This is a genomic window from Arthrobacter sp. NamB2 (genome assembly GCF_005281365.1).
Lineage (GTDB): Bacteria > Actinomycetota > Actinomycetes > Actinomycetales > Micrococcaceae > Arthrobacter_D.
The window spans coordinates 52090-72591 of sequence record NZ_SZWI01000007.1; the positions used below are offsets into that span (position 1 = coordinate 52090).

General features: G+C 67.5%; 20 protein-coding genes and 1 tRNA gene. 17 read left to right on the top strand and 4 right to left on the bottom strand.

What is annotated here, in order from left to right:
- Positions 1-27: 27 nt before the first annotated feature.
- The 3 genes from FDK12_RS12555 (at position 28) to FDK12_RS12565 (ending at position 3271) form a co-directional block, all read left to right on the top strand.
- Positions 28-1014: a trypsin-like serine peptidase gene (locus FDK12_RS12555; RefSeq protein ID WP_223263266.1), complete on the top strand. Its 987-nt coding sequence runs from the start codon at positions 28-30 to the stop codon at positions 1012-1014.
- A 247-nt stretch (positions 1015-1261) separates the two neighbouring features.
- Entirely contained in the window at positions 1262-2512 is a 1251-nt protein-coding gene (locus FDK12_RS12560) for a kynureninase (protein ID WP_137369883.1), read from the top strand.
- A gap of 9 nt (positions 2513-2521) precedes the next feature.
- A complete protein-coding gene (locus FDK12_RS12565; protein WP_137369884.1) occupies positions 2522-3271 on the top strand; it encodes a M50 family metallopeptidase in 750 nt (249 codons plus the stop codon).
- 25 nt (positions 3272-3296) lie between these two features.
- On the opposite strand, the gene FDK12_RS12570 is transcribed toward FDK12_RS12565, so the two are convergent.
- Positions 3297-3581, bottom strand: a complete 285-nt coding sequence (locus FDK12_RS12570; protein ID WP_137369885.1) for a hypothetical protein — start codon at positions 3579-3581, stop codon at positions 3297-3299.
- Between the two features lie 280 nt (positions 3582-3861).
- On the opposite strand from FDK12_RS12570, the gene FDK12_RS12575 reads away from it, so the two are divergent.
- The 4 genes from FDK12_RS12575 (at position 3862) to FDK12_RS12590 (ending at position 7740) form a co-directional block, all read left to right on the top strand.
- A tRNA-Leu gene (locus tag FDK12_RS12575) sits at positions 3862-3945 on the top strand.
- A gap of 465 nt (positions 3946-4410) precedes the next feature.
- Positions 4411-5064: a hypothetical protein gene (locus FDK12_RS12580; RefSeq protein ID WP_137369886.1), complete on the top strand. Its 654-nt coding sequence runs from the start codon at positions 4411-4413 to the stop codon at positions 5062-5064.
- Between the two features lie 177 nt (positions 5065-5241).
- A complete protein-coding gene (locus FDK12_RS12585) occupies positions 5242-6543 on the top strand; it encodes a M20/M25/M40 family metallo-hydrolase (RefSeq protein ID WP_137369887.1) in 1302 nt (433 codons plus the stop codon).
- Positions 6544-6567: 24 nt separating this feature from the next.
- A complete protein-coding gene (locus FDK12_RS12590; RefSeq protein ID WP_137369888.1) occupies positions 6568-7740 on the top strand; it encodes an acyl-CoA dehydrogenase family protein in 1173 nt (390 codons plus the stop codon).
- A 45-nt stretch (positions 7741-7785) separates the two neighbouring features.
- Here FDK12_RS12590 and FDK12_RS12595 read toward each other — a convergent pair whose 3' ends face one another.
- On the bottom strand, positions 7786-8019 hold the full coding sequence (locus FDK12_RS12595; RefSeq protein WP_137369889.1) for a DUF5703 family protein: 234 nt from the start codon (positions 8017-8019) through the stop codon (positions 7786-7788).
- A gap of 41 nt (positions 8020-8060) precedes the next feature.
- Between FDK12_RS12595 and FDK12_RS12600 the strand changes: the two genes are divergently transcribed.
- Positions 8061-8330, top strand: coding sequence for a hypothetical protein (locus FDK12_RS12600; protein WP_137369890.1), 270 nt, complete (start codon positions 8061-8063; stop codon positions 8328-8330).
- Positions 8331-8480: 150 nt separating this feature from the next.
- Here FDK12_RS12600 and FDK12_RS12605 read toward each other — a convergent pair whose 3' ends face one another.
- Positions 8481-9416, bottom strand: a complete 936-nt coding sequence (locus tag FDK12_RS12605) for an aldo/keto reductase (protein ID WP_137369891.1) — start codon at positions 9414-9416, stop codon at positions 8481-8483.
- A 50-nt stretch (positions 9417-9466) separates the two neighbouring features.
- Here FDK12_RS12605 and FDK12_RS12610 point away from each other — a divergent pair, with 50 nt between their 5' ends.
- Complete coding sequence (locus FDK12_RS12610) at positions 9467-10291, top strand: undecaprenyl-diphosphate phosphatase (protein WP_137369892.1); 825 nt, start codon at positions 9467-9469, stop codon at positions 10289-10291.
- A 23-nt stretch (positions 10292-10314) separates the two neighbouring features.
- Positions 10315-11583, top strand: a complete 1269-nt coding sequence (mshC, locus tag FDK12_RS12615; RefSeq protein ID WP_137369893.1) for a cysteine--1-D-myo-inosityl 2-amino-2-deoxy-alpha-D-glucopyranoside ligase — start codon at positions 10315-10317, stop codon at positions 11581-11583.
- Between the two features lie 83 nt (positions 11584-11666).
- On the opposite strand, the gene FDK12_RS12620 is transcribed toward mshC, so the two are convergent.
- A complete protein-coding gene (locus FDK12_RS12620) occupies positions 11667-12557 on the bottom strand; it encodes a PAC2 family protein (RefSeq protein ID WP_223263267.1) in 891 nt (296 codons plus the stop codon).
- Positions 12558-12729: 172 nt separating this feature from the next.
- Here FDK12_RS12620 and FDK12_RS12625 point away from each other — a divergent pair, with 172 nt between their 5' ends.
- The 7 genes from FDK12_RS12625 to prcB all read left to right on the top strand — a co-directional run bounded on the left by FDK12_RS12625 (position 12730) and on the right by prcB (position 20499).
- Positions 12730-13515: an HAD family hydrolase gene (locus FDK12_RS12625; protein WP_137369894.1), complete on the top strand. Its 786-nt coding sequence runs from the start codon at positions 12730-12732 to the stop codon at positions 13513-13515.
- Positions 13512-14666 (top strand): site-2 protease family protein, encoded by a 1155-nt coding sequence (locus FDK12_RS12630; protein WP_137369895.1) that lies wholly within the window; start codon positions 13512-13514, stop codon positions 14664-14666. The genes FDK12_RS12625 and FDK12_RS12630 overlap by 4 nt, the downstream gene beginning before the upstream one ends.
- A 117-nt stretch (positions 14667-14783) precedes the next feature.
- Positions 14784-15857: a tRNA (adenine-N1)-methyltransferase gene (locus tag FDK12_RS12635; RefSeq protein WP_137369896.1), complete on the top strand. Its 1074-nt coding sequence runs from the start codon at positions 14784-14786 to the stop codon at positions 15855-15857.
- A 160-nt stretch (positions 15858-16017) separates the two neighbouring features.
- Positions 16018-17775 (top strand): proteasome ATPase, encoded by a 1758-nt coding sequence (gene arc / locus FDK12_RS12640; protein WP_137369897.1) that lies wholly within the window; start codon positions 16018-16020, stop codon positions 17773-17775.
- 77 nt (positions 17776-17852) lie between these two features.
- Positions 17853-19418, top strand: coding sequence for a depupylase/deamidase Dop (gene dop / locus FDK12_RS12645; RefSeq protein ID WP_137370006.1), 1566 nt, complete (start codon positions 17853-17855; stop codon positions 19416-19418).
- A gap of 64 nt (positions 19419-19482) precedes the next feature.
- On the top strand, positions 19483-19668 hold the full coding sequence (locus FDK12_RS12650) for a ubiquitin-like protein Pup (RefSeq protein ID WP_411266168.1): 186 nt from the start codon (positions 19483-19485) through the stop codon (positions 19666-19668).
- 3 nt (positions 19669-19671) lie between these two features.
- Positions 19672-20499, top strand: coding sequence for a proteasome subunit beta (gene prcB, locus FDK12_RS12655; RefSeq protein ID WP_137369898.1), 828 nt, complete (start codon positions 19672-19674; stop codon positions 20497-20499).
- The last annotated feature ends 3 nt before the right edge of the window (positions 20500-20502 follow it).

Sequence of the window (20502 nt, forward strand, 5' to 3'; positions counted from 1 at the left end):
GCCCCACTGTATGGAAAGAGGAGTTTCGTGAACTCTCGAGGTCTCAAAGCCGCCATGGCCGCGGCGTCGGCCCTGGTTGCATCAGCGCTGATGGCAGCCGGTCCGGTCCAGGCAGCACCCGTAGCACCGGCCCCTGACACCGCCGCCGTCGGCGCGGTCACCCCTGGTGCCACGGAGTCCCATGCGCAGAACGAGGATCAGGCTGCCCTGGACGCCTATTGGACGGCGGACAGGATGAAGAACGCCAAGCCCGCAAACACGATCAACTCCGGCTGGGCGGCCGAGGGTCGATCGATCATGCCGAAGGCAGGAAAGGAGACGGTCGCGAAGGCTCCGAAGGAGCCGATAGCCCAGCCTGCCGCCACAGCACAGTCTCCGGTATCGCGCATCGGCAAGGTCTTCTTCACCATGGCCGGCCAGAACTACGTCTGCTCGGGTAACTCGGTACAGAGCGGCAACCAGAGCACCGTGGCCACCGCCGGTCACTGCACGCACGATCTCGCCTCGGGCTGGGCCACGAACTTCGTCTTCGTACCCGCCTACAACAACGGTGCGGCGCCCTATGGCAAGTGGTCCGCGCGCTCGCTCCACGCAGCGAGCGAGTGGGTCGCCCGCAACGACATCAACTACGATGGCGCCTTCGCGGTGGTCAACACGCTCAACGGCAGGACGCTCTCCGCGACGGTGGGAGCGTCGAGCATCGGCTTCAACATGGCCCGCAACCTCACCTACAGCGCCTACGGCTACCCCGCAGCCTCGCCGTTCAACGGCGAGCGCCTGTACAGCTGCTTCGGTACGGCAGCCGCGGACAGGATCGGCGGCACCCAGTCGCAGGGCATTCCCTGCGACATGACCGGAGGGTCCTCGGGCGGCCCGTGGTTCGTCGGTTCCGGCGCCTCCGGCACGCAGAACTCGGTCAACAGCTTCGGCTACAACGCGCAGAAGAACGTGATGTACGGGCCGTACTTCGGCAGCTCCATCCAGTCGGCGTACTCCACGGCGGCCAGCCGGTAGTCGGAGTCGGTCGTCGGTCCTCGGCCGCCGGCCATCCGGACGGGCAGTCGGGACGGGCAGTCGGGACGGGCGGTCGGGACGGGCGGTCGGGACAGGCAGTCGGGAAGGCAGTCGGGCGGTTCCCTCGCGGGAGCCGCCCGAGTGCTGTCGGCGCTGACCGTGCCATCCTCGCGCTGTCCGCAGCGGCCCCTCGAACGGACCACGGGTTCCTGCGCCCCGGCGTGATCCGCAGTCCTAGACTTGACCAATGACCGGCTTCTCCATCGCAGACCGCGCGGCCGAGCTCGACGCCGCAGACTCACTCGCCCCCTACCGCAAGCTCTTCCTGGGCACCGGCGATGATGTCGTGCGATCGTACGTCGACGGCAACTCGCTCGGCCGCCCGCTGGCGGCGACTGTCGGGAACCTCACGGCATTCGTCGAGGACCAGTGGGGTGGTCGCCTCATCCGTGGGTGGGACGACGGGTGGCTCGACCTCCCGCAGCAGATCGGGGACCAGCTCGGGCGGGTTGCGCTCGGGGCCGCGGCGGGTCAGTGCATCGTGGCTGACTCGACCAGCGTCCTGCTCTACAAGCTCGCGCGCGCAGCCGTAGCGGCCAGGCCCGAGCGCACCGAGATCGTGATCACCCGCGACGAGTTCCCTACGGACCGATTCATCGTCGAGGGTATTGCGCGGGAGCGCGGACTGACCCTCCGCTGGGTCGAGGTGGCTTGTGACGGCGGTGCCACGCCCACCGATGTGTCCGCCGCAGTCGGCCCTGACACAGCGCTCGTCCTGCTCAGCCACGTGGCCTACCGGTCCGGATTCATCGCCGATGTTCCTGCGATCACGCGGATCGCCCACGACGTCGGCGCTCTCGTTCTGTGGGACCTCAGCCACTCCGTCGGGTCCGTTCCCGCGGAGCTGGACGCCTGGGACGTGGACTACGCCGCCGGCTGCAGCTACAAGTACCTGAATGGGGGACCTGGCGCGCCCGCATGGGCCTATGTCGCTCAGCGGCATCTGGCCACGCTGGACCAGCCGATCCTCGGTTGGCTCGGCAGCGCCGATCCCTTCGCGATGGGCTCCGCCTACCAGCCGGCAGACGGCATCCGCCGGCTGGTCTCCGGCACCCCACCGATCGTCGGCATGGTGGCCATGCGCGACATGCTGACGCTGATCGAGGACGTCGGCATGACAGCAGTGCGCAGCAAGTCCGAACTCCTGACCGCTTTCGCCGTCGAGGCGGTCGACGAGGTGCTGGCGCCCCACGGCGTCGTCCTCGCGTCTCCCCGCGCAGTATCCGAGAGAGGCAGCCACATCACGATCGATCACCCCGCTTTCGTGGGCATGGTGCCTGAACTCTGGAAGGACGGTGTCATCCCCGACTTCCGCAATCCGAACGGGATCCGGCTGGGACTCTCGCCCCTCTCGACGTCGTTCCACGAGGTGGGGCTGGCCATCGAAGCCATCCTCGAGCGACTCGTAGCCCTCGAGAGCGACGCGGCAGAACAGTAGGGACCATCCATGGATGACTGGCTCGGCCAGCTCTGGGAGCACATCAGCGACGGCTTTGCCAGGGCGTCCCCACCTGAGGTCGGCGTCGTCGGCCTCGTAACCTTGGCGCTGGTGGCCGCGGTGCTGTCCGTGCCGCCCCGATCGTGGCGGATCTTCGGTCTCTTCGTCACCGTGGTGCACGAGCTCGGACATACGGCTGCGGCCCTGCTCACCCTGCAGCGTGTCACCGGGATCACGCTCCGCCTCGACCACTCCGGAACGACCACCAGCAGGGGGCGGCGCGGGTGGCGTTCCGCCTTCACGACGTTCTGGGGCTACCCGGTACCCGCCGTCGTAGGTGCAGCGCTCGTCTGGTGCGCCGCCTACGGCTGGGCATCCGTCGCCCTGTCCGTCGGCGCGCTGGTGCTCGTGTCGGCGCTCATCCTGGTCCGCAACGTGCAGGGTGTCCTGATACTGGGCGGCAGCGCCGCCGTGTCGCTGGCGCTCGTGTGGTTCGGCGGCGCGGCATCAGCCGGGTACGCCTGCCTCGTTCTCGGAATCGCCCTGCTGGTGGGGTCCTGCCGCGACTGGCTGAAGGTCGTGCGAGTCCATACGCGACGGCGGAATCTTGCATCGTCCGATGCGTACCTTCTCCAGGGATCCACGCGTGTTCCGTCCTTGCTCTGGATCGGGCTGTTCGCCTTCGTCATCGCGGGTGCGGTGGCCTCGTCCATCAGGCCGCTGGCGCTCATCGCTGCTGGCGCAGGTACCTCCGGCTGAACTCCGGCGACGCCCGTCGCTTTGGTCAGTCGCTGCAATGGCGGGTGTGCCCGGAGCTGTAGGGAGCACCCTGTTGCCGGCACAGGTCGTCGAACAACTCGTTGACCGCCTGCGAGATGCAGTCCCGCTCGTGGTCCGGCAGGTCGATCAGGCCGTGCAGGTAGGCATTGACCTCGTACTCGTCCACGCCGCCACCCATGCTGAAGTAGTGGAGCCACACCTCTCCGGTCGGGATGTTGGCGCGCTTCATGGCGTCATAGGTCAGGGCGTACTGTTCCTGGTCGGGATTCGTCTCGCTGGTCTCGCTCACGTCATCCAATCCGTCCGCTCAGCGGCTGCTACGGGTAGTTCGAGGCAGCGCTGCAGCCAGCGTAATCAACTCCCCGACTTCCGTTCCCGTGACGGTGGGGGTTGCCAGTTCGTCACGGCTGGCGTAGCCGTGACCTGCCCGGGGGCGATCGGGATCCCCACCTGAGGACGTCTCGGTCCGTTTCGGCCAGCCGGCGCTTCCGCCGATTCAACAACTCGGGCTTCCTCGTGTTAGAGTCTTTTTCGTTGCTTTCGCCGGTTCAGACCGCGAAAAACCACCCGCGCGGGTGGCGGAATGGCAGACGCGCTAGCTTGAGGTGCTAGTCCTCTTATTGAGGGTGGGGGTTCAAGTCCCCCTCCGCGCACAAAGAAAACCCCGGTTCGCCGGGGTTTTTTTGTGCCCTCGATCCGTGGAGTAGCATGAGCTGAATCACACGTCGTCCAGAGCAATGCGCCCGAGTGGGCCCTCCGTCGCACAGAGGACTCCCGACCTCTGCCAGCCGGTGGTGCTACGCACCCAGCCCTGGAGGTGCACGGGTTCCCTGACGCCGTAGTCGGCACGAACCTGGGACTAGTCCCTTCTATATCGGGCACGCGCTCGGGTCTACGGAGCAGCCGGTCCTAGGTTCCAACGACGTTCCAACGACGTTCCCATAACGGTTTGCACGACATTCCCACGACGTTCCCGTAACGGTTTGCACACCGACCTGCTGCGCGGTGTCCGCCACAAGGGGTTCGCGGTACTGTCGGCGATGGGGGATAGAGCAGCAGCGTTCGTGCAGAGCGATCCCTTGCCGCCCTGTCCCATCGCACCGAGGAACTCTACGACCGTGTCCAAGCTGTCAATAGTCATCGCTTCCGCCGCTATCACCGTTCTCCTCACCGCCTGTTCGAGCAGTGCTTCCGATCAGCCCGATGCTGGTTCGGTCGCGGCTGCCCCGACCGGGTCGTCGTCGGTCGGTGCGTCCCCGGATCCCTCCCCGGATCCCTCCCCGACTCTTTCGGCGGCTCCCTCCGTCGATGCATCCGCTGAACCTTCCCTCGAACCCGGCACTCCGCCGCAGGAAGCATCGACTGAAGCGGTCCCACCAGCCGTCGTGGCACCTGTCCTCGAACCTCCTGTCGTCGAGGCAACTCCCATGGCGCCCGAGGCACCTGCTGTCGTCATCGCGACCGATCCCGTCTGGGACGCGGTCCGCGCGACCGTTCGCCAGGGATCCTCGTTCACCATTACCGGGACCGGTTACCAGCCCGGTCAGCAGGTGGTCATCCACATGGGAATCTCCCAGTCCGACGGGATGGTGATGGATGAGCAGCGTGTCATCACGGACGGGGCGGGCAACTACAGCTTCACCATCTCGGTCGCTCCGGATCTCGCACCGCGCACCTACGCGGTCCTCACGTATGTCGACGACGGCGGCAACGGCGGTCCGCGGTTCGAGGCGTCGAAGCGCTTCGCGTCGATCGACGTCGTCGCAGCCTAGCCAGGGACGCAGCGCCCCTGTCGGTGAGCGTGCCCCACATGCCCGCCGCGATCGGCGTTGCTGTGGTGCTGCTGCTACCCGTCTGCGCTGATGGGCATGCTGCGCTGATCGGCATGCTGCACGATTCGGCGCGCACTCTCGGTAGGCTGGAGAGCAACTGCTACCCAGGAGGACCACGTGGGCATCTCACCCGAAGATGAAGTTGTCAGGATCTGCCAGGAACTGATCCGTATCGATACCTCGAACTTCGGCGACAACGTGGGCCCGGGGGAGCGGAAAGCTGCCGAGTACACCGCAGGCCTGATCGAGGAAGTGGGGCTGTCCGCCCAGCTGTTCGAGGCAGCTCCGGGCCGGAGCTCCGTCGTCGCCCGCATGGAGGGTTCTGATCCTTCCCTCCCGGCACTCGTGGTGCATGGCCACCTCGACGTCGTCCCTGCGCAGAAGCAGGATTGGACGGTCGACCCGTTCGGCGGCGAGGAGAAGGATGGTCTGATCTGGGGCCGCGGGGCGGTGGACATGAAGGACATGGACGCCATGATCCTGTCGGTGCTCCGTTCCATGCAGCGCGACGGCGTCAGACCAAAGCGCGACCTCATCTTCGGATTCTTCGCCGACGAGGAGGCCGGTGGCTCCTACGGCGCCTCCTGGCTCGTCGACAACAAGCCGGAGGTGTTCGAGGGAGCGACCGAGGCCATCTCCGAGGTCGGAGGCTTCTCGGCGACCATCGGTGGGCAGCGGACCTACCTCCTGCAGACGGCGGAGAAGGGCATCTCGTGGCTGCGCCTCGTGGCTCATGGGCGCGCGGGCCATGGCTCGCAGATCAACACTGACAATGCGGTCACCGCGCTCGCGCGTGCAGTGACGCGTATCGGGGACTACGCCTGGCCCATCGAGCTCACCCCGACGACGCGGCAGTTCCTCGACGGCGTCACCGAGCTGACCGGCGTGGAGTTCGACGCGGAGAACCCGGACATCCTCCTCAAGGAACTCGGTACCGTGGCGCGCTTCGTCGGGGCGACGCTGCAGAACACGGCCAATCCCACTGTCCTCAAGAGCGGCTACAAGCACAACGTCATACCCGGGACCGCGGAAGCGCTCATCGACGTGCGGACGTTGCCCGGCCAGCAGGACCAGGTCCTGGAAATCATCCGGGGGCTCGCCGGCGAGGGCGTGGACGTGACGTACGAACACAAGGACACGTCACTCGAAGTTCCGTTCGCAGGCAATCTGGTGGACTCCATGATCGATGCACTGCACTCGGAGGATCCGGGAGCCAAGGTGCTGCCGTACACACTCTCGGGGGGCACTGACAACAAGTCGCTGAGCCGACTCGGCATCACCGGCTACGGTTTCGCGCCGCTGCAGCTGCCGGACGACCTCGACTTCACCGGCATGTTCCACGGAGTGGACGAGCGGGTGCCCACCGACTCGCTCCGGTTCGGAGCGAGGGTGCTCTCCCGCCTGTTGACCACCTACTGAGCACCTGCTCGACCCGGAGGCGGAATGACCACGACGTCGGAGGAAACGACCGGGCAGCTCCTGCCCGACAGCATGCTCGAGCGCTTCAGGGAGAGGGCCGGGGGCTACGACGCCGCCAACGCCTTCTTCACCGAGGACTTCGAGGAACTCAAGCAGGCGGGGTACCTTCGCCTGCTGGTGGAGACGCCGCCGGGCGATGCAGGGGGCATGCAGCGTGCAACCAGGGCTCAGCGGCGGCTGGCTGCCGCAGCACCGGCAACAGCACTCGGGGTGAACATGCATCTGGTGTGGACAGCCGTCGCGGGTCTGCTCGCCGATCGCGGGGACGCGTCCCTGCACTTCGTCCTCGACGAGGCCGCTCGTGACGAGATCTTTGCGTTCGGTATCTCCGAGCCGGGCAATGACGCCGTTCTGTTCAATTCGCTGACCCGGGTCGAAAGGCTGCCCGACGGCGGTTACAGCTACACCGGTACCAAGGTCTTCACGAGTCTCTCACCGGTGTGGACCCGTCTCGGGATCTTCGGCAAACTCGAGGGCGCGAACGGCGACGACGACGTCATCCTGCACGCCTTCGTGCCCCGCGGGACTCCTGGCGTCGAGACGCTGGAGGACTGGGATCCGCTCGGTATGCGCGCCACCCAATCCAACACCACCCGACTGCGCAACGTGCGGGTGACTCCGGACGCGGTGTTCCGGCGACTGCCCGTGGGGCCGAACGCCGACCTGCTGGTGTTCGGGATATTCGCGGCCTTCGAGACCCTCATCGCCTCCGTCTACCTCGGCATAGCGGACCGGGCCCTCGACCTCGCGGTCCAGGCGGTCGCGCAGCGCCGGAGCCATGTCGCGCAGCGCGTGCTGTCGGACGACCCGGTGCTGAGGAGTCTGCTCGCGGGGGTCGCCATGAAGCGGACGGGCGTGGAGGCGGAGCTACGCGGGGTCGCCGAGGACCTGGACAGCCGGGCCGACGTCGGATCCCAGTGGTTCGCTCGGCTCGTCACCCTCAAGACCCATGCGGTCGAGACGGCAGTCGCGGCGACGTCCGCAGCTCTGCATGTCGGGGGCGGCTCCGGCTTCGCGGCGTCCTCGGAAGTCGTGCGGTTGCACCGCGACGCACTTGCCGGGCAGTTCCACCCGTCGACCGAGGAGTCAGCGCGCGCGACGGTCGCAACGGCATTGCTCGGACCACCGAGCGTCTGAGGGATACATCCGATTGTCCGGTGGGCTCAGGGGCGGCGTCCCGAACTAGGCGGTGCGTTCGACCCGCAGGACTTTCCGCCTCAGCCAGAACCGCCGGCTGCCGCCCATGTAGATGCAGCTGCGCTCGAGTTCCCATTTGCCGTACTCGGCGTGCTCGGTCAGAAGCTTCCGGGCTGCGGGCAGCGGCTCGCCGGCGTTGACCGTGAGCACCAGGTACTCGTACTGCCGTGCATAATCGCGCTCCCGGACGGCCGTCGCGTTCAGAAAATGTTCTCGCATATCCCTCCAATTTCGACCACTTTACCGATAACGTCTAGGCCATGAGCATAGATCCGCGTGTCGCGCTCCAGTCACTCGTGACGGCCCTCGAAGAGCACCTTGCGGCCTCTGCATCCCGGCGGCGTGAGGACGACCCTGCGGTGGAAGCGGCCTACCTCGCGATCGCGGATGCCTTCGAAGCCTACGAGGAAGCCTTGTACGACGCGTTCGGCGAAGTCACGCCGCTCGAGATCTACGAGGAGTCGGACGAGGACGGCGACGAGGACGGCGGCTACGCGTCCGACCTCGTGGAGGCCGAAGTCGAGCACTGACGGCTCCCCGAAGCTCCGAGCCACGTGCTTCGGCTCAGTCCCCTCGGTCGACGATACCGAGCCGATCATGCACACGTTCGCTGCCCGGGTCCCGAGCGGACAGGGCCGTCGAGCGGACAGAACCCGGCAGGCGCCCAAATAGACCGTCGGTCAGTTGACCAGGGCAGAGACCTCGTCGAGAACCTCAGCGATCGGCGCGGCCACAGGTGAGCTGCTGGTCTGCAGGATCTCCTTGAGTTGTTGTGGTGTCCGCGCTCCGACGATGGCCGAGGCAACGCCGGGCCTTGCAAGAAGCCATCGCAGGGCCAGTTCGTGCGGCTGGAGGTCCAGGCCCCTCGCGGCCGTGCAGAGCGCCTCCGTGATGCGTTGCGGTTTCCCCGAGAGGTAGGGCTCCACGTAGGGCGCCCACACGTCGGAGGCCCCTCGGGATTCCGAAGGGATCCTGCCGCGGTACTTGCCGGTGAGCACGCCCCGGCCCAACGATCCCCAGGCGAGCACGGCTGCGCCGAAGGCGTCCGCCGCTGGGAGGACGTCCCGTTCTGCGGTCCGATTGACCAGGGAGTACTCGACATCGTTGACGAGCAGCGGGAACGACGCCGTCGCAGCGGCCCGGGCGAACTCCCAGCCCGAGTAGTTGGAGACGCCCACATAGCGCGCCCGTCCGGTGACGTACGCGGCCTCGAGGGCGCTGATGGTCTCCTGCAGTGGAACAACCGGATCGGGGGAGGGTGCGAGCCAGACGTCGACGTGATCGGTGCCGAGCAGCGTCAGCGAGGCGTCGAGAGAGTCGAGTAGGCCGCGGCGGGAGCCGTCGAGCCTCCGGCTGCCGGCGCGCGTGGTGCCGCCCTGCACCACGAGCACGAGTTCGGAGCGGGCCACGGTGTCGCCGATGAAACCGCCGAGCATCGCCTCGGCCTGGCCCTCGCCGTAGCGCGCTGCGGTCTCGACGAGGGTGCCGCCGGCGTCGGCGAACAGGCGCAGCTGTTCACGTGCCGCTTCCTCGTTGACCTCCTGACCCCAGTTCATCGTGCCGAGTCCCAGCGCAGAGACCGTCAGGCCGCTCGCTCCCACGTTTCGCAGTTGCATACCGCCAAGCCTAAAGCCTGTCCTCATACTCATGGCTTAGGGTCGTAAGCGTGAATTGGATAGAAGCAGTCATCCTGGGGTTCGTACAGGGCCTCACCGAATTCCTACCCATTTCATCGAGCGCCCATCTGCGCATCGTGGGGGAGTTGCTGCCGAATGCGCAGGACCCGGGCGCTGCCTTCACAGCCATCACGCAACTGGGTACGGAGACCGCCGTCGTCGTGTTCTTCTGGCGGGACATCGTGCGGATCGTCAAAGCCTGGTTCGGTGCGCTCCGGGGCAGGGTGCCGCGAAATGATCCGGACGCCCGCATGGGATGGCTCGTCATCATCGGCAGTGTGCCGATCGTCCTGCTAGGGCTCCTGTTCCAGGAGCAGATCGAGAGCACCTTCCGGAGCATGTGGATCGTCGCCACCATGCTGATCGTCTTCGGGTTGATCCTCGCTGTCGCGGACCACGTGGGCAAGCAGTCCCGAGACCTCCAGAGCCTGACGTACCGACACGGCATCCTGTACGGACTCGCACAGGCGCTGGCGCTGGTTCCGGGCGTGTCGCGCTCCGGCGGCACCATCACGGCGGGCCTCCTGATGGGGTACACCCGCGAGGCGGCCGCCCGGTACTCGTTCCTGCTCGCCATCCCCGCGGTCTTCGGCAGCGGCGTATTCCAGCTCGTCAAGAGCTACGACGAGACCGGACCCTATGCTCTTCCGGAGACCGCGTTGGCGACGGTGGTCGCGTTCGTCGTCGGATTCGCGATCATCGGATGGTTCCTCAAGTTCGTGACCACGCGTGGCTACGGGCTCTTCGTCTGGTACCGCATCCTGCTCGGACTCGCGCTCTACGTGCTCCTCGGATTCGGCGTCATCAGCGCCTGACGCCGGGCCGTAAGGTAGAAGGTGTGATTGCGTGGAATTCGACTCCTGTCCCAGAACTCGACGGCACCCAGTCGGGCATCAGTTTGTTCGACACGGCCCTCCAGGAGTCGGCCCTCCTCGGTGAGCATCCCGAGCGCAGCCTTTATGTCTGCGGCATCACACCCTACGACGCCACGCACCTCGGGCATGCGTCCACCTACGTCGCTTTCGACCTCCTCAACCGCACCTGGCGCGATGCCGGGTCGAAGGTGTCCTATGTCCAGAACGTGACGGACGTCGATGACCCGCTCCTCGAGCGGGCATCGGCCACCGGGGTGGACTGGCGGGATCTCGCGTCCGAACAGATCGCGCTGTTCCGCGAGGACATGGAGGCGCTCAACGTCCTGCCTCCGGACCGATACATCGGCGCCGTCGAGGCGATCGACTGGATCGTCCCCGTGGTCGAGCAGCTGGTGGAACGCGGCCTCGCGTACACCGTTCCGAGCGAGGGTGGCGAGCCCGACGGCGACATCTACTTCTCGCTGGATGCCGCCGCCGCGCTCGCACCCGACGACGACGCCCGCTGGTTCCTGGGCCAGGTGTCGCACCTGGACGCGGACACGATGCTCGCGCTGTCCGCCGAGCGCGGCGGCGACCCGCTCCGGCCGCACAAGCGCACAGCGCTCGATCCCCTGCTGTGGCGTGCCGCGCGTCCGGGTGAGCCGAACTGGCCCGGCGGATCGCTGGGGGCAGGGCGCCCCGGCTGGCACATCGAATGCGCCGTCATCGCCCATCGCTTCCTGCCCGCGCCCTTCACCGTCCAGGGCGGCGGCTCCGACCTTGTCTTCCCGCACCACGAGATGAGTGCTGCCCACGCCTGGGCCGCCGGTGCTCCCCTCGCCGAGCACTACGCACACGCAGGGATGGTGGGGTATGACGGCGAGAAGATGAGCAAGTCCCGGGGCAACCTGGTCCTCGTGTCGAAGCTCCGCCAGGCGGGTGTCGACCCCGCCGCGATCCGGCTCGCCATCCTCGCGCACCACTACCGGTCCGACTGGTCCTGGACGGACGGCGTCCTCGACGAGGCCGTCGCGCGGCTGGCGGTCTGGCGTGACGCGGCACGGCATGCAGGTCCGCAGGACGTGGCCATCGTGCGTGAGGGCGTTCGCCGGCATATGGCGCAGGACCTCGACGCTCCCTCCGCCCTGAACTTCATCGATGCCTGGGCCGGCTCACTGCTAGCAGAAGCAGCCACGACGGATGGTCGCGCTCTGGCGGACGTCGTCGACGCGCTGCTCGGAGTCAGGCTCTAGCAGCACCGACCCACCTTCCGGTGCTGCTCCGACACACCGGTGCCGGGGCAGCACGTCCGCGGCCCGCAGTCACTGCTCGCGGGTTACTGCTCGCGCCGCCTCTTCTTCAGGTAGCGCTCGAACTCGCGGGCGATCGATTCGCCGCTGGCCTCCGGCAGGTCCACGGTGTCCTTGGCTTCCTCGAGCTGGCGCACGTAGGCGGCGACCTCGGGGTCCTCGGTGGCGAGCTCGTCGACCCCGCGCTCCCAGGCCTCGGACTCCTCGGTCAGCAGGTGCGTGTCGACCGTGATCTGCAGGATCTCCTCGAGCTTGTTGAGCAGTGCGAGCTGCGCCTTCGGCGACGGCGACTGGCCGACGTAGTGGGGTACCGCGGCCCAGAGCGACATCGTGGGGATGTCCGCCAGCAGGCCCATCTCGGCCAGCACGCCCACGATGCCGATCGGACCCTCGTAGGTCGAGGGCTCCACATCCAGGCTCTCCCGCACGACGTCGTCGTCCGAGGTGACCGTGACGGGGATGGGGCGCGAGTGCGGGACGTCGGCCAGCAGCGCACCCACCAGAACGATGCAGTCGACGGAGAGTTCCTTCGCCAGGGCGACGAGTTCCGCCGTGTACGCACGCCATTTGTAGGAGGGCTCGACGCCGTTGACGAGGATCAGATCGACATTCGAGTCCGGGACGACGGCCTTGCTGATGCGGGTGTTCGGCCACTTGATGCGCCGCTGGCCGGAGGAGTTCCGCTTGATCATCGGGCGGGTGAACTGGAAGTCGTAGAACTCGTCCGCGTCGATGGTGGAGATCCGCTCGCTACCGAAGAACCGGCCCATGTACTTCAGCGCGTCACTGGCCGCCTCACCGGCGTCGTTCCAGCCCTCGAACGCCGCGAGCATGATGGTGATGCGCCGTTCGGGCTCGCCGGCATCCTGGAAAAGGTCCTGTACGCCGGTCGGCTGATTCTCTTCGAAGCTGTCCACGCTCTCACCCTAAACCCCGGCGAGCGGCCATGTCAGGCGGGGTTCGGCCGCTACGCGCAGAGCTGACGGGCGGCGCCGGCAGGGCTCTTCCAAGGGGTGGAAGGGCCGGACGGCGAGGGCGGGTCCGGGTTGCCGTCGCGGGGTTGCCGAAGGGTCGCCGTAGACTTGGACCATGGCCAACCACCCCACCGGCAGCGTCCAGACCCTTGCCCGCGCCGAGCTCCACCAGGACCGAGAAGCCGGCCACGCGAACCTCCACGGGTTGCAGGGCGTGCTGTGGGACATGGATGGGACGATCGTCGACACGGAACCCTACTGGATCAGGGCGGAGAAGGAACTGGTTGAGGCGCACGGCGGGACGTGGACCACGGAGCAGGCAACGGCCCTCGTCGGACAGGCGCTCGAATACTCCGCGGGGCAACTGCAGCGGGCCGGCGTCGCGCTCGGCACCCGCGAGATTATCGAGCACCTGACCGAGCGCGTCGCCGCGGACGTGCGGACAGCCGTTCCCTGGCGCCCCGGTGCCCGCGAGCTGCTGGCCGCTCTGCGGGAGGAGGGCGTTCCCTGCGCGATGGTCACGATGTCCGAGAGCCTCCTCGCGGACGCCGTCGCCACCCGGTTGCCGGAGGGCACCTTCTCCCACCTCGTCACCGGTGACCGCGTGAGCGCGGGAAAGCCGGATCCGGAGGCATACCAGTTGGGCTTCGATCTCCTCGCCGCGGATCACCCGGGCCTGAGCAAGGACCGCGTGGTCGCCGTCGAGGACTCGCTCCCAGGTGTCACGTCGGCCCTCGCTGCGGGCCTGGTCACGCTGGCGGTTCCGCACTTCGTTCCGCTGCCACCCGACGATCGCCGCTCCGACTGGGACACACTCGAGGGACGCACGCCCGCCGATCTGGCCGCTCTGCTGCCCGGCAGCGACCATCAGGCCTCGAGCGGAGTACGCGCTGATTCATGAGTAATACGCAGAAGACCCCGCGACCGGAAGCAAACCCGGGTCTGTCGCTCGGGCGCATCGCCGGCATTCCTGTGGTCCTGGCCTGGTCCTGGTTCGTCATCACGGCGTTCATCGTGGTCGTCTTCGGACCACGCGTGAGCGGGGCATTCCCCGGCATCGGCGCCGGTGCCTACGCCGTCGCCCTCGGTTATGCGCTGCTCCTCGCCGCATCCGTCCTGATCCACGAACTCGCACACGCGCTCACCGCGAGGGCCTTCGGCTGGCCGACCACGCGGATCGTCCTCAACCTCTGGGGCGGGCACACGCAGTTCGCGAACTTCAACGCTTCGCCCGGGCGCTCGCTGCTCGTCGCCCTGGCGGGTCCGGCGGCAAACTTCGCACTGGCCGGGATTGGCTGGGCGATCCTGCAGGCGATGACGCCCGGAACCGTCAGCTACCTCCTCGCGACCATCCTGGTGTGGGCCAATCTGTTGGTCGCAGCCTTCAACGTGCTCCCGGGACTTCCCCTCGACGGCGGTCGGCTGGTCGAGAGTGCGGTGTGGAAGGCCACGGGCAGCCAGGAGAAGGGGACGGTCGCCGCCGGCTGGGCGGGGCGGATCATCGTCATCGTCCTGCTCGGCGTCGTGGTCGGCCTCCCGCTCGTACAGGGTCGTGGACCGGACCTCGCCGTCATCCTCATCGCCGTCGTCATGGGCGCCTTCCTGTGGATGGGCGCCACGGCGGCGATCGAGAACGCGCGCATGCGTCTGCGCCTTCCCGAGATCAGCGCCGGCAGGCTCCAGCAGCGCGCTCTGGGTCTACCGGCCGGCACCACGGTCCTGGCCGCCCGCCGCCTCCTCCGCGAGAACCCGGGCGCCGCCGTCGTCCTGACCGGCGTGTCCGGACAACCGGAGGCCGTCGTCGACGAAGCCGCACTGTTCGCCGTGCCGGAGGAAGCAGCGAACACGACGACGGTCAATGCGACAGCCCGGAGGCTCGCAGCAGGCGCGTACGTCCCCGAATGGGCGGAGGGCCAGGAGCTCGTCCAGTTCCTGGCACGGCTCGAGGGTAGCGAGTACGCCGTCATCAACCGTCAAGGCGCAGTCACGGGCCTGCTCCACCAGCGCACCGTCGTACAGGCCATCACGGGCAAGAACACACCGGGCTCCTGAGTCCCCTCTGCCGGGTGGGCCACTGCCTGTGCAACGCCCCGCACACCAGCCACTGATCGATCTCCTCTTCATCGCTCCATCCATGCCGGTTCCACCGGCCCATGCCGAAGGATCACCATGAGCACAATCCCGACCACGCCCGAAGCACCCTCGAGCCCCCATGGGGCAGCAGCCCGCCGCGGACCGCTCCGCGCAGGCGAGCGGGTCCAGCTCACCGATGAGAAGGGGCGCATGAGTACCATCACCCTGACCCCCGGAGGGGCCTTCCACACGCACAAGGGATTCCTCCAGCACGATCTGCTCATCGGGGCCTCCGAAGGCATCATCCTCGAGAACACGACGGGGCAGCTCTATCAGGCACTCAGGCCGCTGCTGTCCGATTTCGTCCTGTCCATGCCGCGCGGGGCGGCGGTCGTCTACCCCAAGGACGCCGGCCAGATCGTGACGATGGCGGACATTTACCCGGGGGCCCGCGTGGTCGAGGCGGGCGTCGGCTCGGGCGCACTGTCGATCTCGCTCCTGCGCGCCGTCGGTGATGCGGGCTACCTCCATTCCTTCGAGCGCCGGGAGGAGTTCGCCGACATCGCCCGGGGCAACGTCGAGACGATCTTCGGCGGACCCCACCCTGCGTGGCAGATTACCCTGGGCGACTTCCAGCAGCAGGTCGTCGAACACGAGGAGCCGGGGTCCGTGGACCGCGTTGTCCTGGACATGCTGGCTCCCTGGGAATGCCTCGACGCCGTGGCCACCGTCCTTGCCGCCGGTGGTGTGTGGATCAGCTACGTGGCGACCGTCACGCAGCTCTCCCGGACCGCCGAGGCCATCCGGGAGGACGGGCGCTTCACCGAGCCCGAGGCCTGGGAGTCCATGGTGCGCGGCTGGCACCTCGAAGGGCTCGCCGTCCGCCCAGATCACCGCATGGTCGCCCACACCGGGTTCCTGCTGACCACCCGTCGGCTGGCAGACGGAGCGACCGGATTCAGTCCCAAGCGCCGCCCCTCGAAGACCGGCTTCAGCGAGGAGGACCTCAACGCATGGACTCCGCGGGCCGTCGGCGAGCGCGATGTCTCCGACAAGCGTCTCCGTCGGGTCGCCCGCGACGCGGCGTCCACCATCCAGCGGGGCTCCCTGCCGCCGGAGGAGGCCCAGGCGCGGCGCGATGCCCTTGCCGACAGCGCTGGGGAGGAGTGAGGGGCATTCGTGGCAGGTGTCGGTGGCCGGGACGAAAGCCGCACGGCGCCCGTTGAACGTCGGCAGTAGCCGCACACCCGCAATACAGCACCCTGCGGGCTGGGGTCTGCGCTAAGGTCGAAAGACAGCTGAAGGAAAGAACCTAAGGTGGCGAACCGACATGCCGGACTCCGAAGACAACGCTTCTGCCGCTGACCAGCAGGGGCGCACCCCACCTCCGATCGACAGTTCCGTGGCCCAGCGGCAAGTGAACGTCCTGCGCGACAAGCTGCGTTCTATCGACCGCCAGCTCGCATCCGCGACGCAGAACAACGGCAAGCTCGTCGGAGCCCTCGAGTCGGCGCGCACCGAGATCGTCCGGCTGAAGGCCGCCCTCGAGAAGGAGGGCGCGGCGCCCTTCAGCTTCGCCACCGTGATGCAGGTGAACCCTAGGCGTGCGTCGGAGCCCGGTACCACCACCGAGGCCACGGTGCAGGACACCGCGGACATCCTGCAGTCGGGGCGGAAGCTCCGTGTGGCCGTCAGCCCGCTCATCAACGTCCGGCACCTGGCACCCGGACAGGAAGTCCTGCTCAACGAGTCGCTCACTATCGTCGCAGCGCTGGGCTTCGAGCGGGCCGGAGAGATCGTCACCGTCAAGGAACTCCTCGGCACCGACCGCGCGCTCGTGGTGGGCCGCACGGACGACGAGCGGGTCATCAGGCTCAGCGGGCCGCTCCAGACCGAGCGGATCCGCGTGGGGGACGCGCTCGCCGTCGACACCAAATCCGGCTACGGCCTCGAGAAGGTCCCGAGGAGCGAGGTCGAGAATCTCGTGCTCGAAGAGGTGCCGGACATCGCCTACGGCGACATCGGCGGGCTCGGTCCCCAGATCGAACAGATCCGCGACGCCGTCGAGCTGCCGTTCCTGCACCCCGATCTGTACCGCGAACACGGCCTCAAGCCGCCCAAGGGGATCCTTCTCTACGGCCCTCCAGGGTGTGGCAAGACCCTGATCGCGAAGGCGGTCGCCAATTCGCTCGCCGCCCGCGCCGCCGAGCGGGCCGGCCTGGAGCAGATCCGGAGCTACTTCCTCAACATCAAGGGGCCCGAGCTGCTGGACAAGTACGTCGGTGAGACGGAGCGCCACATCAGGCTGATCTTTGCGAGGGCCCGCGAGAAGGCATCGGACGGCAGTCCCGTCGTCGTGTTCTTCGACGAGATGGACTCCCTCTTCCGCACGCGTGGGACCGGTGTGTCGTCCGACGTGGAGACGACCATCGTGCCCCAGCTGCTGAGCGAGATCGACGGCGTCGAGAAGCTCGAGAACGTCATCGTGATCGGGGCCTCCAATCGCGAGGACATGATCGACCCCGCGATCCTCCGTCCGGGTCGCCTGGACGTGAAGATCAAGATCCAGAGGCCCGACGCCGAGGGTGCTGCCGAGATCTTCGCGAAGTACATCACGTCGGATCTGCCCCTGCATGCGGACGATCTCGCAGAGAACGGCAACGATCCGGCGACCACGATCGCCGAGATGATCCGCCGGACGGTCGAGCAGATGTACTCCACGGACAAGTCGAACGAGTACCTCGAAGTGACCTACGCCAACGGGGACACCGAGATGCTGTATTTCAAGGACTTCACTTCAGGCGCCGTGATCCAGAACGTGGTCGACCGGGCGAAGAAGTACGCCATCAAGGATCTCCTGCTGGACGGGAGCAAGGGCCTACGGATCGAGCACCTGATGCGGGCGGTCGTCGACGAATTCCGCGAGCACGAGGACATGCCGAACACGACGAACCCCGACGACTGGGCGCGGATCTCCGGGAAGAAGGGTGAGCGCATCACCTACATCCGGACGATCGTGCAGGGCAAGGCCGGGCAGGAGCCCGGCAAGTCCATCGAGACGACGGCGAACACGGGCCAGTATCTGTGATCGAGACGGGCGGACGCCGGAGCAGCAGCCCGGGATCCCTTCCCGCCGTCGGCGCGGGAATCTCCGTTCACCGCGTGATGGGCACCGAGACGGAATACGGCATCATCGCTCCTGCCGTGCCCTCGGCCAATCCCACGATGCTGTCCTCACAGGTCGTGAACGCCTACGCCGCCACGCTACGCGAAGGATTGGGCAACCTCGCGGGCACGCGCTGGGACTATACCGACGAGACTCCCCTGACGGACGCTCGCGGTTTCAGGATGGAGCGGGGGAGGGCGCACCCCAGCCAGCTGACGGATGAACCCATCGAGCTCAGCGCCGAGCAGATCGCGCTCGAACGCGGTGAACCTGCCGAGGCGGCCGTGCTGATGAACCTCGTCCTGAACAACGGCGCCCGGCTGTACGTGGACCACGCGCACCCGGAGTACTCCTCGCCCGAGGTGACGAATCCGCTCGACGCCGTCCTTTGGGACAGGGCCGGGGACCACGTGGCGATCACCGCGATGGAGCGCATCGGAGCGACTCCCGGGTTCTCGCCCGTGATCCTCTACAAGAACAACACGGACAACAAGAGCGTGTCCTACGGCTCCCACGAGAACTACCTCGTCCCGAGGAGTGTGCCCTTCTCCAAGCTCGCCGAAGCCCTGATCCCCTTCTTCGTCTCACGGCAGGTCATCTGCGGGGCAGGGCGGGTCGGGATCGGTCCGCTCAACCAGGAGCCCGGCTTCCAGATCAGCCAGCGCGCGGACTTCTTCGAGAACGAGATCGGTCTCGAGACCACGGTGCGGCGCCCCATCATCAACACGCGCGACGAACCGCACGCCGTTGCCGAGAAGTACCGCCGGCTCCACGTCATCATCGGCGACGCCAACCTGAACGAGGTGTCCAACTACCTCAAGGTGGGCACCACCTCCCTTGTCCTCGCGCTCATCGAGCACGGACTGGCACCGGTTCCGGTCCTGGTGAATCCGGTCGAGGCGCTGCGCACCGTCAGCCACGATCCCACCCTGCAGGCGAGAGTGCGGCTGGCGGACGGCCGGAGCATGACGGGGCTGGAACTCCAGGAGATGTACTGCTCCGCAGTCGTCGATGCCCTGCCGGCCGACGCGGACGAGCAGACGCGCGACGTCGTCGACCGCTGGCAGGCGCTCCTGGTCACGCTCCGTCGTGACCCGATGGCGGCGGCCCGGCAGGTCGACTGGATCGCGAAACTGAAGGTGCTCGATGCGTACAGGACACGTGACCGCCTCGACTGGGACGACGCACGGCTGGCCCTCATCGACCTGCAGTACGCAGACCTGCGTCCCGAGAAGGGGATCTATCAGCGCCTGGCGCGCCGCGGCGACGTCGACCTGCTCGTGAACCCGGCAGAGGTGGCGAGGGCCGCCGTCGAACCACCGCGGGACACGCGCGCCTACTTCCGCGGCCGGTGCATCGCCGAGTACCCGGCGGAAGTCGTGGGCGCCAGCTGGGACTCGCTCATCTTCGAGCTGCCGGGAGAACGCAGGCTCCAGCGCGTGCAGACGCGCGAACCGCTCCGCGGTACGGCCGAGCTCACCGAGGAGCTGTTCGACCTAGCAGCAGATGCGGAGGATTTCGTCGCCCGATTGTTGAGCGGCCCCGAACGCCGCGTGGCACGATAGGAACCTGATCACCGAAGTGATCACGAACACGGAAGGGGTGGCCGTCATGGCGACACAGGACCGCATGAACACGAGCGGATCGGCCCAGGAGTCGGAGGAGGAGATCCCCGAGCCCGCCCCGGTGGCTCCCGCCGCCCAGGAGTCCGCCCAGACCCAGGGTGTCGATGACCTGCTCGACGAGATCGACGGCGTCCTCGAGTCCAACGCGGAGGAATTCGTGCGCGGATTCGTGCAGAAGGGCGGCCAGTAGCGGATGGTCCTGGACGACGCAGCAGCAGCAGTGCCCAGAGCTGCCTCGAGCTCCTTCGCCGACTACCTGGACGCGCACCATCCCGGGTTGCTGCCCTCGAACCGGACGCTCGGGCCGGTGACCGCGTCCACCGATGCCGCGCACCTCGCACCTCACGCCACGACGATCGTCTCCCTGACGTTCCCCGGTGGCGTCCTCATGGCCGGTGACCGCCGCGCGACCATGGGCAACGTGATCGCAAGCCGTCACATCGAGAAGGTGTTCCCAGCCGACCGCTACTCCGTCCTCGGAATCGCCGGCAGCGCAGGTATCGGGCTGGACCTCACGCGCTTGTTCCAGGTGGAGCTCGAGCACTACGAGAAGATCGAGGCGACGATGATGAGCCTCGATGGCAAGGCCAATCGCCTTGCCGCGATGGTCCGGCAGAACCTGCCCATGGCGATGCAGGGCCTCGCTGTGGTTCCGCTCTTCGCCGGATTCGATCCGGACCGCCATGTGGGGCGGCTCTTCTCCTTCGACGTCACGGGCGGCCGTTACGAGGAGCACGAGCACCATTCGGTCGGGTCCGGCTCCGTCTTCGCCCGAGGGGCGCTCAAGAAGCTCTGGAACCCGCGTCTCGACGAGAGCGCCGCAGTACGTGTGGCGGTCGAGGCACTGTACGACGCCGCTGACGACGATTCCGCCACCGGCGGCCCCGACACCGTCCGCGCGCTGTGGCCCGTGGTCTACGTCGTCGACGGGGCGGGCTCCCGCCGCATCCCGGAGCGCGATCTCGAAGCCACGGCCCACGCCATCATCGAAGCCCGTTCCTCCGCGGGCCGGGAGGCATAGCTC